Raw genomic sequence first — 14,601 nt, 5'->3', positions numbered from 1 at the left:
CATGGCCGAGCCCCCGCGCCGTCAGGCCCGCCCGCCGAGCCCCACCACGTGCTCAGGGAGCCGCTCGTTGCTGCCGTACATGAAGTGGTTGGCCATGTTCTCGGAGAACCGGCTGGCCTCCGGGGTACGGCCCAGGGCCTCTGCGACCTCGCGGATGTGGATCGGAGCGGCGCCGCAGCACACGCCGAGGTAGTTCACGCCCAGTGCGTAGGCCTCCTCGGCGAAGGCCCGGATCTCGTAGCGGTTGGTCAGCAGGGGGTCCAGAGCGGTGGGGAAGGTGCGCCCGTGCGGGGAGGGGACGGTCGCCGCGTCATCGGAGAGGTTGAAGAACGTCGGCTCCTCCTCCGTGGTCCGGTACGGGATCGGCAGCGCACCCACATGGCAGGACACCGCCTCACGGATCTGTCGCAGCCAGGGCATCAGGGTGGCCGGGCCCCGGAAGCAGTTCAGCCCGACGACGTCGGCCCCGCCCTGCTCCAGGCGCTGGGCGGTCTCGACGATCCCCGCGCCGTCGGCCATCTCCTGGAACGCCATCGGTGCGAGGGTGAGCACCACCGGCAGCCCGGAGGCCTTCGCGACTTCGAGGGCGGTCAGCGCCTCGCCGGCGTAGTAGAAGGTCTCGCCGATGATGATGTCTGCGCCCTCTTCGACGGCCCAGCCGACCATCTCCTCGAACATGCCCCGCACCTCGGTCTGTCGGGCGGGGTCCGCCGGGTCCCAGATGTTCGAGTTCGAGATGTTGCCGGCCATGAGGTTCCCGGGCGCCGCGTCGGCGACTTCGCGGGCGATGCGCAGCGCGGAGCGGTTCAGCGGCTCCAGCAGGTCCTCTTTGCCGATCACCCGCATCTTCTCGCGGTGGCCGTTGTAGGTGAACGCCTCGACGATGTCGGATCCGGCGCGCTGGAAGTCCCGATGCAGGGTCTGCAGGGCCTCCGGGTGCTCGAGGGCGACCTCAGGGACGAACTCGCCGGCGGTGAGGTAGCCGCGCCGCTCGAGCTCGAACAGGAAGCCCTCCGCGCAGATGACAGGGCCGGCGTCGAGGCGCTCGGTGAGGATGTTCCGGGTCATGGTCGTCTCCGTGGTGTGGCGGGCGGGGGCCGTACCGGGCGAGAGTAGCTCGATGCCGCGGCGCTGTCTCGTGCATGGCCGTGTGTGAACGGGGCGTCGGCCTCTGCTGGTGCTCCCCGCTCAGGCCCCGCCCTCAGTCATGCTCGCCGGCGGCAGCCAGTCCGCCCCGAGCAGCTGCGCCACGCCCTCGAGCCCCGCAGTGTCGCCGCCGACGGTGTCCGAGGCTGCGGCGATCCGCTCCACCATCACCTTGCTGACCTGCTCCTCGACGGTGTTCTCGGCGTAGGCGATGTGCCAAGGGGAGACCTGCTGGTCGCGGTGGGTGCGGCCGGTGACCTGCCTGCCCGCGATGCCGGAGAAGCGGGCCTGGTGGAAGACTCCGACGCGGGGCTCTGTGCTGGCCTGGCGGCCGCCTTCGAGCGTCTCGCCGGCGTGGAGGCTGATCGAGGCGACCGTGGTGAAGACGCACACCTTCGCCTGCCCGGTCTGGAACTTCAGGCGTTCCGCTTCGACGTCGAACCGGCCCTGGCCGTAGATCGTGGCGACTTCGAGGCCGGAGTCGCGCAGCCGCTCGGCGATGGGATCCGCGGCGGTGCCGACGAACTCGACCGAGCAGGCCACCTGGCGTTCAGCCTCGACCTGCTGGGAGATCCAGGCAACGGTGGAGTCCACGCGGAGCAGTCCGGCCTTCTGCCGGAAGCGCAGCAGCGCCGCGCGTCCTTTGGCCGTGTTCCTACCGCGCCGGGCGATGTCCATCTCGCGGCAGAACTCTCCCCATTCCGCCTCGTAGGCATCGTGCTCGGTGGGCGTGAGCGCCACCGGCATCCCGGAGATCGGCACCGGCCCCCACGGCGCCGCCCGGTGCAGCATCGCGGCGGGATGTGCGTCCTCGAGCCAGCCGCGCACCAGCGCGAGATCCGCGGCGCGCCGGGTCGCATCGGTGGTCCAGGCCGCACCGTAGCGTCCCTTCTCCAGCCCGATCCCGTGGCGCTCGAGCGCGGCGGCGAACGTGGTGGCGGGCTGGGTCGCCGTGAGCCATTCCTTCATCGGTTCGTCATGGGCCTGGGCGTAGGCCGGGGCGAGGTAGGGCAGCTCGAGCGGGGTGTGGCCGGGCGTCGCGGTGGTCGTGATGACGAACGGCGCCGTCTCGTGCGGCTGCTTATGGCCCGCGATCTGCGCCCAGAGCTTCCACCGCTTCGTGGTGGTGCGGCGCAGGGCGTGGGCTTCGTCGGCGATGATCACGTCCCACTCGTAGTCCTTCACCTTCTCCAGGCGGTCCCAGGTGATCACCACCCATTCCAGGCCGCTGTCGCCGAGCGCCGTGATGGTGCGGCACCAGTGCCCGATGGTGATCGCGGCGGGCCGGTCCGCGACCACGAGCACCCGCTGTGCACCGCGCAGATCGCCCACCGCGCTCGCGCCGAGCACGGCGGAGATCGTCTTGCCGACGCCCGGCTCGTCGGCCAGCAGGAACTGCCGCCCACCGGCTGCGGCGCGCTCGGCGATCGCGTCGGCCGCCTCGTACTGGTTCTGGCGCGGCTCGAGGTCGTGGGCCGGCTCGGGGTTGAGCGCGGGCTCGTCGGGGTTCAGGGAGTTCTCGAGGAACCGCCCGAGCGTGTGCGGAGCAGGAGCGTAGGGAGCGAGATGCGCGGGCAGGGTGCGGCCGACGTGCAGGTGCATCTTCACGGCCGGATGCCAGGCGGCGCCCTCGACCTGCGTGCCGTAGGGGACGTCGAGGATCCACGTGCGCTCGCCGGGGCCGACGAAGGGCAGCTCCCGCGGGGTCTGTCTCGTCCCTGACCGTCGCGGGGACCTGCGGTGACGACGGGTGGTGGATCGGCGAGAGGTGGGCACCCTGAGAGGCTATCGGGGTCACGGCAGGGAGTGGGGACAGCTCGCGCGCATCCCCGAATTCCACAACGACCCTGTACTAGAACTAGTAGTTGCGCGTACCGTGGTTCCATGACCGACGTGACGCGCACCGAACTGAACCAGCAGACCGCCCGGGTCCTTGCGCGCGTCCAGGCGGGCGAGGAGGTCACGGTGACAGATCGGGGGCGGCCGATCGCACGGATCACGCCGGTCGAGTCCGACAGGCGTGCCCGGCGTCTCGCCGGCGGTACGCTGCGGACCGCCTCGGAGCACGGCATCCCGACGATCTCCTCACCGATCCGTGACTGGAGCACCGAGCAGATGATCGAGGACATGCGCGGGGAGCGATCATGATCTATCTGGACACCTCGGCGGTCTACAAGCTCCTCAGCCGAGAGCCTGGGGTGGTGGACGTCGAGAGCCTCTTTGCGGCAGGGACAGCATTGCTCTCCTCCCGGCTGCTCGAGGTGGAGCTCCATGCGACCGTCGATCGTCGCGGTGGTTCTCACGCGGACGTCGACGCCATCGTGGCCCGGATCGACCTCGATGCCGTCGACGGCGAAGTCATCGACCACGCCCTCTCGCTCCGCTCGGGCCTGCGTGCGATGGATGCGCTGCACCTGTCCACCGCGCTGCTGTACGGGGAGGCGATGGACGCGATTGCGACCTTCGACCGCGAACTGGCGGACGCGGCACAGCAGTTCGGGCTGGAGGTCCTGCCCGGCCAGGGGTGAGCGGCCGCCGAGCTCAGCGCGTGACGTAGGTGTACTCGGCGGAGAAGCCCTCGAGGGGGTTCTGGGCGTCGGCCACGGTCTCCAGCGTCGCGCGCGTCTCGTTCTTGGGGGAGGAGATCAGTGCCAACTCGAGGTCCTCGACCACGAACGGGTCCGATCCATGGGCGAGATGGTACGTGCCGAGGCGTCCCGCAGGGCGATGGCCCGGGCCTCCCGCAGCGTTCGAGCGAGAGCCTCGGAGTCATGAAGAGAGCCGACGGGATCGCCCGCGCCACGCAGCACCGCACCCCATGGCACGCGGCGCGGGGACACCCACCAGCCGGTGAATGCCCCCGCGCCGCTCGCCCCGTCGGCACCACAGCCCTGGAGCCAGGCGCAGATCCGCCTAGCGCGGGTCAGCCCGGTGCAGGCCACCCAGGGCAGGCCACCACAGTGCGGCTCAGCGCACCGGCGCCGCCGCGGCGGAGACCTTCCCGTCCGCGTCGAACGAGGCGACCACGTGCAGCTCGGCACCGTCGGCCAGCAGCTGGGCGAGCCCGTCGACCTTCAGGTTCACGCGCCGCTCACCGGCGGGCATCGTGCGCTCCATCTCAACAAGCACCTGTTCCCCGTCCCAGACCATCACCTTCGCGGTGCCCTTGACCGGGGCCTCGAAGACGACGGTGATCCGGTCCTTCTTCGTCGAGACCGAGCTGATCTCGAGGAAGCCGTCGGTGGGGCTGTGCCCGCCGAGCGGGACCTTGTCGCCGGCGCTCTGCAGGATCGACTCGGGAGAGTCGACGGAGAGGGCCGCAGTCGAGGGCACGATCGGCTCCTTCGGCTCGGAGCCGGCGTCCTCGAGCCCGTCGAGAGTCACCAGGCCCCAGCGCCACGGGTCGGCCCGCACCCCGCGGAAGGTGGACCAGCCCACCCGGACCTGCACGGTCTGGTTCTGGGTGTCCGAATCGTTGATCAGCACGTTGAACCCCATATGGGCGGGGTCGATGCCGTCGGGGAGCACGTCAAAGGGGATCTTCGCCTCGATGTCGTAGCCCGAATACTCCTCTTCGGTCTCGGCCATCGTCACGGCCACCTCCATCCCCGGGGCGGTCTCGGCGATCTCCCCCTGGTGGTTGTCGCGGTCGCGCCCGGCCCCGACGGGACCGGTCATCGACCCCAGCGACGGCATGATGCCGGCGATGAAGGTCTGCGCGGTGTTCGCAGCGGTGCCGCGCGGATCCACATAGATCTCCACGGAGTCGGTGCGGCGCTGGCGCTTGTTGTCATCGATCGGGAGGATCGTGCCGCGCACGTCGTCGGTGACCGAGACCAAGACATACAGATTCTCGTCGTCGAAGGTGAGCCAGGCCTGGCCGGTGACGGACTCGGAGGTGTCACCGGGGTCTCCGGCGCCCTCCCAGATCGCGTCGACCGGGATCGCGTCCCCGGGGTATTCCTCCTCGTCGCGGATGCCGTCGATGCTCGGTGCGGCGGTGGCACGCTGCGCGGAGAAGCTCGGCACCAGGTTCATCGTCACCGTCCGCTCCGCTGCGCTGCTCTCGGACTCGGCGCGGATCGTCACCGGCCAGGAGCCCGCGTCCTCCGAGCGGTTGGCGGCGGGCAGCGAGGCATCCGTGCTGGTCACCTCCACGGTATGAGTCACTTCCTCGCCGGGGCCGACGGAGGCGATCTCGAGCTGGGCGGGGGAGACCTCGAAGCCGTCCGGCACCGTGATCTCCACCGTGCCGCCCCGCGCCTCGGACGAGAGGTTGCGGGTGATGATCTCCAGTTCCCGCGTGCGGCCCTGACCGACGGCGAAGAGCTCGGGCACCAGGGCGTCCAGCTGGGTGATGCCCAGCTCCTGGGTCCAGTCCCGGAACTCGCCGATCTCCTCGAGCGGCGCGATCGTGGACTCGAGCGCTCCGCCGACCCGCACCGGAGCGCTGTTGGTACCGGTCATCACGCCAGAGGTGACAGTGACCGAGACTCGGGCCGTCTCACCGGCCGTGAGTCCCGCACCGGCCGTGAGCTCGAAGGTCGCCTCGTGGGTGGCGCCGGCCGCAAGTGCGGGAAGTGGCTGCTCCGCACCGCCCTGCCAGCCCTCGGGCGCGGTGAGCGCGAGGGAACCGGCCTCGAGCCCGGCGCCGTCGGGGGCGGTGACCGTGACCCAGAGGGCGCGGGGCTCGCCGCCGACGAACTCGTACCGTTCGGGGTCGATCGAGATCCGGGTCCCGTGGGGGAGCCCACCCTCGATCTCGAGCGCCGCCCCGCGGAGGGCCGCGTCATCTCCGCTGGTCGGATCGACGAGCGGGGTGCGGGAGTGGAGCACGGTCAGCCAGGTGACGCCGATGTCCGCCGGCGCGGAGGGGCTCGCGGCCCGCTCTGCCCAGCCCTGGCTCGCGTAGGTCCACATCGCTTCGTCCTTCACGGCGGACCAGCGCTTGCCATGCCGGGCGCTCTCGGTGCCGTCCCAGGCGCCGAACACGAGGTCGCTCGCCACGGTGGGCGTGTACCCACCGGCGACCGCGTCGGGTCCCTTCGGCCCGGTGCCGTTCGCGCCGCTGCGCAGGATCCGGTCCGGCGTCCACGGGGCGAAGCCCTCCTCGAGATGCTCGGGGAACGCCTCGGGATCGCCGGCACTGAGGTACGCCTCCAGCGCGTACATCGCGGCCTGCTGATGGTTGCCATGGTTCCCCTCGACGGCGGAGGGGTTCATCGTCACGATGACCTCCGGCCGGGTCGCCCGCACCACCCGCACGACTCTGCCCAGCAGCTCATCGCCGCCCCACACCTCGCGGGACAGGGGAGCGCTCGCGGTGTAGAAGAAGTCCAGGGCGTCGAGGTTGTAGACGTGCTCGATCCCGGCCAGATGCACGGCGTCGCGCTCCTCCGACTCGCGCAGCAGGCCCAGCGGCGGGCCCTCCTCGAGACCGACGGCATTGCCGCCGCCCTCACCGCGGGTCGCGGTGATGACGCCGACCTTCATGCCGTGCAGCTCGTTCCACTGACCGAGCGCGGCGAGCGTGCCCGCCTCGTCGTCGGGGTGGGCGCCGATGAACAGGACGTCGAGCTTCACGGTCTCCGGGGCCTCCTCGGCGAGAGCACGCTCAGCAGCGCGACCTGGCGGCAGTCAGCGGATGAAACAGTCTCACCGATGCCCGGCCGGAACCACTGACCGTGTCGGAGTCCGTCGATCTCCTGCACAGGCTCGTCGTTCGCAACGCCACCCAGCCAGAGATCGTTCGGCTGTACTCCATCCTGCGCGTGGAATCGCTCTATCCGGGGCATCTCGCTCATGACTACTTCCGGGACCGCGATGCGTCTGTCCTGCGAAGCTTCGCGACGCTGTTCACGGGCCACGTCACCACCCCGGAGGCCTTCGCGCGGCAGCTCCTGGCCCTCATGGGCGGGTTGGAGGAGCAGTGGATGCGCGATCCCGGAGGAATCGACTTCGTGGCGGAGTGGGATGCCGCGATGGCGACCCTGCTCGGCGGCGCACTTCTCTAGGGCCGAGGGCGTGGACTGGGGCGGTGCTGTCCGGAAGGTCCTCGGCACTTCACGGCCGGGGATTCACCGAGCCTCGAGGGTGAACATGTCCTCGGATGCCAGGCCTGCCTGGTGGGCGGTCTGCGGTCCGTAGTGGAAGTTGCCGGCGTTGTGGTTGCGTCCGTTGGTGCCGAAGGTGAACTTGATCCCGGCGCTCTTCGCCAGCTTGAGGAAGGTCAGGTTCGGCACGCGGACGTTCTCCGCGATCTCTAGAGCGATGTCCCGGGCTCGGGCCAGGTCGATGATCATGCGCATGCGGTCCGGGGTCCAGATCTCGTCGTAGTGCCGGGCGAAGTTGATCGGCAGGTAAGTGGGTCGCGCGAAGATGTCGATGGGTTCGTGGGTCAGGACGTTGGCGATGTGGTCCAGGTGCACCTCGAGGAAGGCGACCATGTCTTCGATGAAGTTGTCATGTCGCCAGATGTAGAGCCGGTCGTCCTTCCACGGCACGGTGTCGGCGTCCATCAGGACGTAGTCCAGCTCAGAGAGGGCTTCCTTCGAGAAGCGGTCGGCCCAGCCCACGTACATCGGCTGGAGCCGGATGTGGACGGGGTGTTGGCGCAGCTGCGCGATGTAGGCGCGACTGAGCGCGTCCGTTCCCGGGATAGGGCACCGTTCTCGAGCGCCCGGGCGGGGACTCCTGGGTGCGACGGCCGGGTCAGTCCCCATAGCGCAGCTCGGCCCGTCGATCGGCCGAGCAGTTGGAGGGTCGCGCGGCCGACGGACCGGACGTCTCCCACGGCCCGGCCGAGGCTCATCGCTTCGGTACCGTGCTCGTGAAGCGATGCGATCCCGGTGTCACCTCGCGCCGCGTCCCGTCGGGCAGTTCGACCACGCCGCTCGTCCCCAGCGGAAGGGCGATCCGAAGCTCCATGACCCCCTCCGTGACGCTCCACTCGGAGAAGACGAGTCCGTAAGGGCTCTCATGTCGGGCCTTCGCCATCGAGAGCGGACCGGGTGACGGGGCGAAACGGATTCGGCGATACCCGGGAGCGAGAGGTGCGAGTCCGCCGATCACGCGTTGCATCCAGTCGGCGATCGACCCGAGCGCGTAGTGGTTGAAGGAGGTCATCTCTCCCGAGTTCACAGTGCCGTCGTCGAGCAGGCTGTCCCAGCGCTCCCAGATGGTGGTGGCGCCCTTGTCGACCATTGACAGCCACGACGGCGTGCTGCGTTCCATGAGCAGCCCGAAGGCCTCGGCGAGATGACCGGTCCGTGAGAGCGCGTCGGCCACGAGGTTCACTCCGGCGAACCCGGCACCGATCCGATGGTCGGCTTCGCGGACCAGCCGAGCGAGGGCCTCGCCGGCCGCCGTCAGCGCCTCGGGGTCGACGAACAGCTCGAACTCGATCCCGAGGGCGTAGGCGGTCTGCGTCTCATTCCTCAGCCGGCCCGGTTCCGTTCCCCACTCGGCGAGGAAGGCGTCTCGCACCTCCTCGGCGAGCGCGCTGTAGTGCGCCGCTGCACCGGCATCACCCAGTTGCGCGGCAGTCTGCCCCACCCGCTGGGCGGAGCGGGCGAAGAAGGCCGTCGCGACGAGGTATCGGTCGGTGAGCGCTTCGCCGGGGGCATCCGGCGGCGCATTGGGATCGAGCCAGTCGCCCAGTTGGATGCCGGTGTTCCACAGGCGCTCGGGCCCCGCCAGCTGCTCGACCTGATCGACCCAGGCCCGAGCACTGTCGAATTGGGCAGCGAGCACCCCGTCGTCGGCGTACCGCTCCCACAGCGTCCATGGGGTCAGCGCGGCGGCATCGCCCCAAGCCGCTCCAGGGCGGGCCGGGTTCCAGAACGGGCCGCCGGGAATCACCGGCACATACCAGGGCACGGTGCCGTGACGACGCTGCTCCACGGCGAGGTCCTTCAACCAGGAGGAGAGGAAGCCCGAGACGTCGTAAGCGCTGAGGGCGGTCGCGGATGCCGGGCTCACCACCGCCGACGTCTCCGTTGCCGGCTATGACGGCATCGCGCTCGCGGACCACCCGCTCATCTCGCTCACCACTGTGGAGCAGGATGGTCGAGCCCTCGGCGCCCACGCCGCACACCTGCTGCTGGAGAGGATCGGCGGGCGTGCCGACCCGACGCACATCGAGCTCACGCCGAGGCTTGCGGTGCGTGAGTCGACGAGCCCCGCGAAGTCGTGATCTGGTCAGAACATCGTGGAGCCTCGGGGGAACGCCGGCGGTGGGCGGTGAGGACGAACTCAACCCATTCACTCGCATCGCGGTCGGGGCTCCAGCGCCCACCATCGACGCGAGCTAGCACCTCGTAGTAGGCGGCGGTGTTGCGGCCCAGGCACTCCTCGATGCTGACGAACTCGGCGTCGGTCACCTGCTCGCGGTACGGCATCAACGACTGCACGATCCGGGACATGCGGCCGTTGCCGTCGGCGCAGGGATGGATCGGAGGGCGCCCTTCGGTCGGCGAGGCCGTGCGAGGGCGTGGCGGAGGTCGCGGCGGATCTCATCCAGCGCGCCGAGTACGGCGTCGTCGTCTGTGGTCACCGGCGGAACCTGATGAACATAGGTATCTCCATGACAGTTATTAACTGTCACGGAGGGCATGCCCGGCGCCGAGTACCTCCCGCCCCTGATGCCGCCCAGAAGAGCTCGCCACGGGCGTCGACACCGGAGAACTCTGTGCGGGAGAAGTTCAAGCGATTCCTCGCCGGACGATGACGACCAGCGAGGGTCAGCTCAGCCGAACCCCGCCAGCACCCCACGCACCACGAACCCCGGATCCGCCGCGTCCATGATCGCCCGCACCAGCGCGACACCGGACACCCCGGTGGCCGCCAGCGCCGGGACATCGTCCGGCGTGACCCCGCCGATGGCCACCACCGGCAGTGACGTCGCGGCGACCAGGGTCCGGTATCCCGCCGTCCCGAGGGGGTCGCGGCCGGAGTCCTTGGTGGGCGTGGGCCGGAACGGTCCGGCGCCGAGGTAGTCGATCTGGCCGCGCAGCGTCTCCGCGGCGCGGACGAGGTCCAGGGTGCCGGTGGTCAGCCCGATGAGGGCGTCCGGCCCTAGCAGGGTGCGCGCCGCGGCGACCGGCAGGTCGTCCTGGCCCAGGTGCACCCCGTGGACCTCGGCTCCCAGGGCGCGCGCCGCGAAGGCGACGTCGGCCCGGTCATCGACCAGCACCCGCGTCGCCGGGCGGGCGGCGTGCACGGATTCCGCCACGGCGCAGGTCAGCTCGAGCAGCTCGGCCGCCGTCGCGTCCTTGGCCCGGACCTGCACCACGCCGGCCCCGGCAGCCGCGGCGGCGGCGGCCACCTCCACGGTGCGCCGGCCGGTCCCCGAGGTCACGAGGTAGCAGCGCAGGTCCAGAGGAGGGTCGACGGTCCGCGCCGGCTCCCGCACCGCGCTCGCCGGCACCGCGCTCACCCGCCCGTCGTCGTGGCTCATCGGCCCACCTCGTTCAGTGCGTCCAGCAGGTGCATCCGGAAGGATCCCGGGCCGGTGGCTCGTGCGGCGGCGAGCTCGCCGGCCAGGTCCATCCAGGTGGTGGCGGCCAGCGCGGCGCGGAAGGGGTCCGGCTCGACCGCGGTGCAGGCGGCGGTGAGCGCCCCGAGCAGGCAGCCGGTGCCGGTGACCCGGGTGAGCAGTGCGGCGCCGCGGTGCACGCGCGCCCGGCGGTCAGCGTCGAGGATCAGGTCGACCGGGCCGGAGACGGCCACGGCGCCTCCGGTCCGCTCCACGATCTGCGCCGCGGCGCCGGCCGCGGCGGTGGGCGCGGTCGCGGAGTCCGCGCCGCGGCCGCCGGTCCCGGCACCGGCCAGGGCGAGGATCTCGGAGGCGTTGCCGCGCACCACGGCCGGCCGCGAGGCCACCAGCTGCCGGGCCAGCGGGGTGCGCACCGGGGCGATGCCGATGGCGGTGGGGTCCAGCACCCAGGGGCGCCGCTCGGCGACGGCCACGGCGACCGTGGCGGGGATGCCCTCAATGGCATCGGTGCTCAGCGTGCCCAGGTTCACCGAGAGCGCGTCAGCCAGCGTGGTCACGGTGGGAGCCTCGGCGAGGGTCTCGGTCATCATCGGGCGGGCGCCGGCGGCCAGCAGCCCGTCGGCCACGAGCGCCATCGAGACCGTCGCGGTCAGGCAGTGCACCAGCGGCTGCTGCTCGCGCACGGCGGTCAGGACGCCCGCCACGGGCTCGAGGTCCGGATCCGTGACGGGGCCGGTGCCGGTCCGGGCGCCGCTCATCGGGTGCCCCCTCCGTCGGACTCCACCGGGGGGCGGGGCACGACCCCGGCGGCGACGGCGTCGATGTCACGGTCGATCTGCCGCGGTGACAGGCGCGGGCCGAGGGCGGCGCCGAGCACCAGGAGGGTGCCGCCGAGCGCGACCAGAACCATCACGGAGCCGTTCCGGCCCAGGATCGGCTCGAGCAGCGGCAGGTAGAACGGGTACAGCGCTGGGAGCACCAGGGAGAGGCTGTAGCCCATGCCGTAGCCGGCCGAGCGGACCTCCGTGGGGAAGCGTTCGGAGAGGTACGCCGAGACCGGGCCGTAGGCCGAGACGGTGATGACCTGCAGCGCCGCCGCGGCGACGGCGGCACCGAGGAACGTCGGTGCGGTGACCGCCACCGACCACAGCAGCGGCCCGGCCAGCGCCGCGACCGCGCCCCACAGCACGAACAGCCGGCGCCGCCCGCTGAGGGTGGACAGGTGGCCGGCCAGCGCCATCACCAGCGCCTGCGCCACCGACGCGATCCCCATCACCACGGGCACCGCAGTGGTGGGCAGCGCACCGTCCGAGGCCAGGCGGGCGGTCAGCAGCAGCACGGTGGTGTTGGTCAGCAGCCACAGCCCCGTCATCAGCAGGAACACCTGCCAGAACGCCGGTGCCCAGCGACCGGCGAGCACATCGCGCACGCCGGGCCGCGGCCGCGCCGGTCGGGCGGCGGCCTCCCGGGCGCGGCGGTGGAAGACGGGGGCGTCGGTGACCTGGCGGCTGTAGTAGACGAACATGCCCAGCGACAGGGCGGCGCCGAGCACGAACAGCAGCCGCCAGCCCCAGGCCGCGTAGGCCTCCGGGCCCAGCAGCACCAGCAGCCCGGCCACGGAGAACGCGATCGTCGCCTGCGCCCACGGCGCCATGGATAGGATCAGCCCGCTCATCAGCCCGCGCCGCCGCGGGGTGGACCATTCCATGGCGAGGGGGATTGCCGCGGAGTACTCGCCGGCCACGAAGATCCCGCCGAGGAACCGCAGCGCCAGGATCAGGGCGATGGTGCCGCCGCCGAGGATCTCGTGGGTGGGCATGGCGGCGATGGCCAGGGCGCACAGCGCGGTGCCGGCGATGGCAACGCGGGTGGTGCGGGTGCGCCCGAGCCGGTCGGCGATCGCCCCGAACACGATCCCGCCGACGGGCCGGCCCAGCAGCATCGCGATGACGATCAGCGCCCCGGTGGAGGCGGTGCCGGCCGGCCCGGCGAGCACCAGCATGGCCGGGGCGAGGGCGGTCAAGGGCAGGAAGACATGGATGTTGTCGATCCAGTTGCCCACCACCCCGGCGCGCAGCGCGGCGCGTCCCTCCGGGGGCAGGGTCTGCGGCGGCGCAGCGGCCGACGTCGGGGTCGCGCGGCTCATCGGGCGCTGCCGACCAGCGTCGCGGCGCGGGGCGCGGTCATCCCGCCGGCCGCGGCGGGCGGCTCGAGGCGAGTCGCCTGCTCGAAGAACTCGAGCTCGTGCCGGCAGGCCGTGAGATAGGCGCGGGCCGCCTGAGCGCGGACGGCCGGCGAGGACTCGGCGAGCTCGCGCTCCAGGTGACGCAGCGCGGACTCGGTGGAGGTGACGAAACCGGGGTCACGATAGGTATCCAGCCAGGCGGCATACGGGTGCTCGGCCGGGACGGCGGGCAGGGCGGCGCCGACGTGGGCGTAGAGCCAGAAGCAGGGCAGGACGGCGGCGACGCCCACGGCCCGGTCCTCCGCCAGCACGGTGGCCAGCAGGAAATCCGTATAGGCGCTGGTCACCGGACTGGGCGAGGGCTCGTTGCCCGCGCCGAGCCAGCTGCGGTGCAGGCCGGCCTCCACGGTCAGGCATCCGGTGGCCGACCCGGACCAGAAGATCTGGGCGTCGGCCTCGCATGAGCGCGCGGCGAGGGCGGCCAGCGCACGGGAGTAGCGGCTGAGGTACAGCGCGTCCTGGGCCAGGTAGAACTCGAAGGCGTGCGCGGGCAGGCTGCCGTCCACCAGCGCGCGCACGAAGCCGGAGTCGGCGATGGCGGCAGTGAGCTCCGCCCCCGCCGCCCAGAGGCCCGCGGTCCAGGGCCCGGCCGGGTCGACGGCGGCCGGGACCTCGGGCCGAGCGGCCTCGGCAGGCCGCGCGAGCACCAGGTCCTGCGGTGACTCCAGGCGGTGGGGGAGGTCCCCGGGACCGGACCAGGGCTCGGCGGATCCGGCGGCCTGCAGCCGGCGGGAGCGGTGCGCGTGATCCACCGGCCCATGGCCGGAGCCGACCCGCAGCGCCTCCCCGTGGGAGATGGCCTCGTGCAGCCAGGTGGTGGCCCAGGCCAGGGCGGCGCCCGGGGTGTCGCCCCGGCCCAGACGGGTGGCGAGCGCAGAGGCCAGCGAGCAGCCGGTGCCGTGCGTGGCGTCGGTGTCGATCCGGCGGGAGGGCACGGAGATCCGGGTGCCGTCCGGCTGCACCCACGTGTTCGTCACCAGGGCGTCGGCGAGATGGCCGGTCTTGACCACCACCGCCACCCCGGTGCGGGCCGCCCAGCGGGCGGCCTGGTCCAGGGCGCCGGCCTCGTCGACCGCACGGGGCATGCCGGCGATCACCGCGAGCTCATCGATGTTGGGGGTGATCACGGTGGCGCGGCGGCAGAACTCGACCATGGCGTGCTCGGCCTCGGGCTGCAGCAGGCGGTCACCGCTGGTGGCGACCATGACCGGGTCGACCACCAGCACGGCCGGCGGGTTCTCCTCGCACCAGGCGGCCACGGTGTCGATGACGTCGGCGGCGGCGAGCATGCCGGTCTTGACCGCTTCGAGGGTGACGTCGTCGCTCACGGCATCGAGCTGGGCGCGGAGGAACTCCGTGGGCGGCACGTGGAGGTCCCGGACGCCGTGGGTGTTCTGGGCGACCAGCGCGGTCACCACGGACATCCCGTACCCGCCGGCGGCAGTGATGGATTTCAAGTCCGCGGCGGTCCCCGCGCCGCCGGAAGGATCGGTGCCGGCGATCGACAGCACGCGGGGAACGGAGGGGAGAGGGGTCGGGCATGCAGACGTCACGCGGACATCCCTTCGCTAGTCCTAACTAGATCAGGTTCCACGGGTGTGTTCTCAGCGCCCTGCGGCGCACCCCGTGTCCGCCGCCGAGTATAGGGGCTCTTCACAGATGACGGTGTAGTTCGGTTCTGAATCCTCCGGTGTCGAGTAGGGCGCGGATGACG

At 71.6% G+C, this 14,601-nt stretch carries 14 protein-coding genes and 1 riboswitch; of the genes, 4 read left to right on the top strand and 10 right to left on the bottom strand.

The features are described from left to right. Positions 1-21: 21 nt before the first annotated feature. On the bottom strand, positions 22-1,068 hold the full coding sequence (locus ABD893_RS16695) for a homocysteine S-methyltransferase family protein (protein WP_345083049.1): 1,047 nt from the start codon (positions 1,066-1,068) through the stop codon (positions 22-24). 120 nt (positions 1,069-1,188) lie between these two features. After that, positions 1,189-2,922, bottom strand: a complete 1,734-nt coding sequence (locus tag ABD893_RS16690; RefSeq protein ID WP_345083046.1) for a DEAD/DEAH box helicase — start codon at positions 2,920-2,922, stop codon at positions 1,189-1,191. 108 nt (positions 2,923-3,030) lie between these two features. Here ABD893_RS16690 and ABD893_RS16685 point away from each other — a divergent pair, with 108 nt between their 5' ends. Further along, positions 3,031-3,294: a type II toxin-antitoxin system Phd/YefM family antitoxin gene (locus tag ABD893_RS16685; RefSeq protein WP_345083043.1), complete on the top strand. Its 264-nt coding sequence runs from the start codon at positions 3,031-3,033 to the stop codon at positions 3,292-3,294. Beyond that, complete coding sequence (locus tag ABD893_RS16680; protein ID WP_345083040.1) at positions 3,291-3,674, top strand: type II toxin-antitoxin system VapC family toxin; 384 nt, start codon at positions 3,291-3,293, stop codon at positions 3,672-3,674. Before ABD893_RS16685 ends, ABD893_RS16680 begins: the two co-directional genes overlap by 4 nt. Positions 3,675-4,113: 439 nt before the next feature. On the opposite strand, the gene ABD893_RS16675 is transcribed toward ABD893_RS16680, so the two are convergent. Continuing rightward, positions 4,114-6,729 (bottom strand): sugar-binding protein, encoded by a 2,616-nt coding sequence (locus tag ABD893_RS16675; protein WP_345083037.1) that lies wholly within the window; start codon positions 6,727-6,729, stop codon positions 4,114-4,116. A 101-nt stretch (positions 6,730-6,830) separates the two neighbouring features. On the opposite strand from ABD893_RS16675, the gene ABD893_RS16670 reads away from it, so the two are divergent. Beyond that, positions 6,831-7,160: a hypothetical protein gene (locus ABD893_RS16670; protein WP_345083035.1), complete on the top strand. Its 330-nt coding sequence runs from the start codon at positions 6,831-6,833 to the stop codon at positions 7,158-7,160. Between the two features lie 63 nt (positions 7,161-7,223). Here the strand turns inward: ABD893_RS16670 and ABD893_RS16665 are convergent, their stop codons facing one another. Beyond that, on the bottom strand, positions 7,224-7,727 hold the full coding sequence (locus tag ABD893_RS16665; protein ID WP_345083032.1) for a hypothetical protein: 504 nt from the start codon (positions 7,725-7,727) through the stop codon (positions 7,224-7,226). 226 nt (positions 7,728-7,953) lie between these two features. Continuing rightward, a complete protein-coding gene (locus ABD893_RS16660) occupies positions 7,954-9,126 on the bottom strand; it encodes an alpha-L-rhamnosidase-related protein (protein ID WP_345083029.1) in 1,173 nt (390 codons plus the stop codon). Here ABD893_RS16660 and ABD893_RS17105 point away from each other — a divergent pair. Further along, positions 9,098-9,340, top strand: a complete 243-nt coding sequence (locus ABD893_RS17105; RefSeq protein ID WP_425548397.1) for a substrate-binding domain-containing protein — start codon at positions 9,098-9,100, stop codon at positions 9,338-9,340. The two genes, ABD893_RS16660 and ABD893_RS17105, sit on opposite strands and share 29 nt — an antisense overlap. Here ABD893_RS17105 and ABD893_RS16655 read toward each other — a convergent pair. From ABD893_RS16655 to ABD893_RS16635, 5 genes are all read right to left on the bottom strand, one after another. After that, the gene (locus ABD893_RS16655) at positions 9,291-9,569 is read right to left on the bottom strand and encodes a hypothetical protein (protein ID WP_345083026.1); all 279 of its coding nucleotides are present in this window, start codon (positions 9,567-9,569) and stop codon (positions 9,291-9,293) included. The genes ABD893_RS17105 and ABD893_RS16655 overlap by 50 nt on opposite strands. Before the next feature lie 323 nt (positions 9,570-9,892). Continuing rightward, the gene (locus ABD893_RS16650) at positions 9,893-10,603 is read right to left on the bottom strand and encodes a thiamine phosphate synthase (protein WP_345083023.1); all 711 of its coding nucleotides are present in this window, start codon (positions 10,601-10,603) and stop codon (positions 9,893-9,895) included. Beyond that, positions 10,600-11,400, bottom strand: coding sequence for a hydroxyethylthiazole kinase (gene thiM, locus ABD893_RS16645; protein ID WP_345083020.1), 801 nt, complete (start codon positions 11,398-11,400; stop codon positions 10,600-10,602). Before thiM ends, ABD893_RS16650 begins: the two co-directional genes overlap by 4 nt. Next, a complete protein-coding gene (locus ABD893_RS16640; RefSeq protein WP_345083017.1) occupies positions 11,397-12,788 on the bottom strand; it encodes an MFS transporter in 1,392 nt (463 codons plus the stop codon). The genes thiM and ABD893_RS16640 overlap by 4 nt, the downstream gene beginning before the upstream one ends. After that, on the bottom strand, positions 12,785-14,440 hold the full coding sequence (locus tag ABD893_RS16635; protein ID WP_345083014.1) for a bifunctional hydroxymethylpyrimidine kinase/phosphomethylpyrimidine kinase: 1,656 nt from the start codon (positions 14,438-14,440) through the stop codon (positions 12,785-12,787). Before ABD893_RS16635 ends, ABD893_RS16640 begins: the two co-directional genes overlap by 4 nt. Then, positions 14,431-14,524, bottom strand: a riboswitch (TPP riboswitch). Its footprint overlaps the gene before it by 10 nt. Positions 14,525-14,601: the final 77 nt, after the last annotated feature.

Origin of the sequence: Brachybacterium paraconglomeratum (genome assembly GCF_039541415.1) — a bacterium.
GTDB lineage: Bacteria > Actinomycetota > Actinomycetes > Actinomycetales > Dermabacteraceae > Brachybacterium > Brachybacterium paraconglomeratum_A.
Note: the sequence above shows the minus strand (reverse complement) of the source record. Positions and strands in the feature narration are given on the sequence as shown.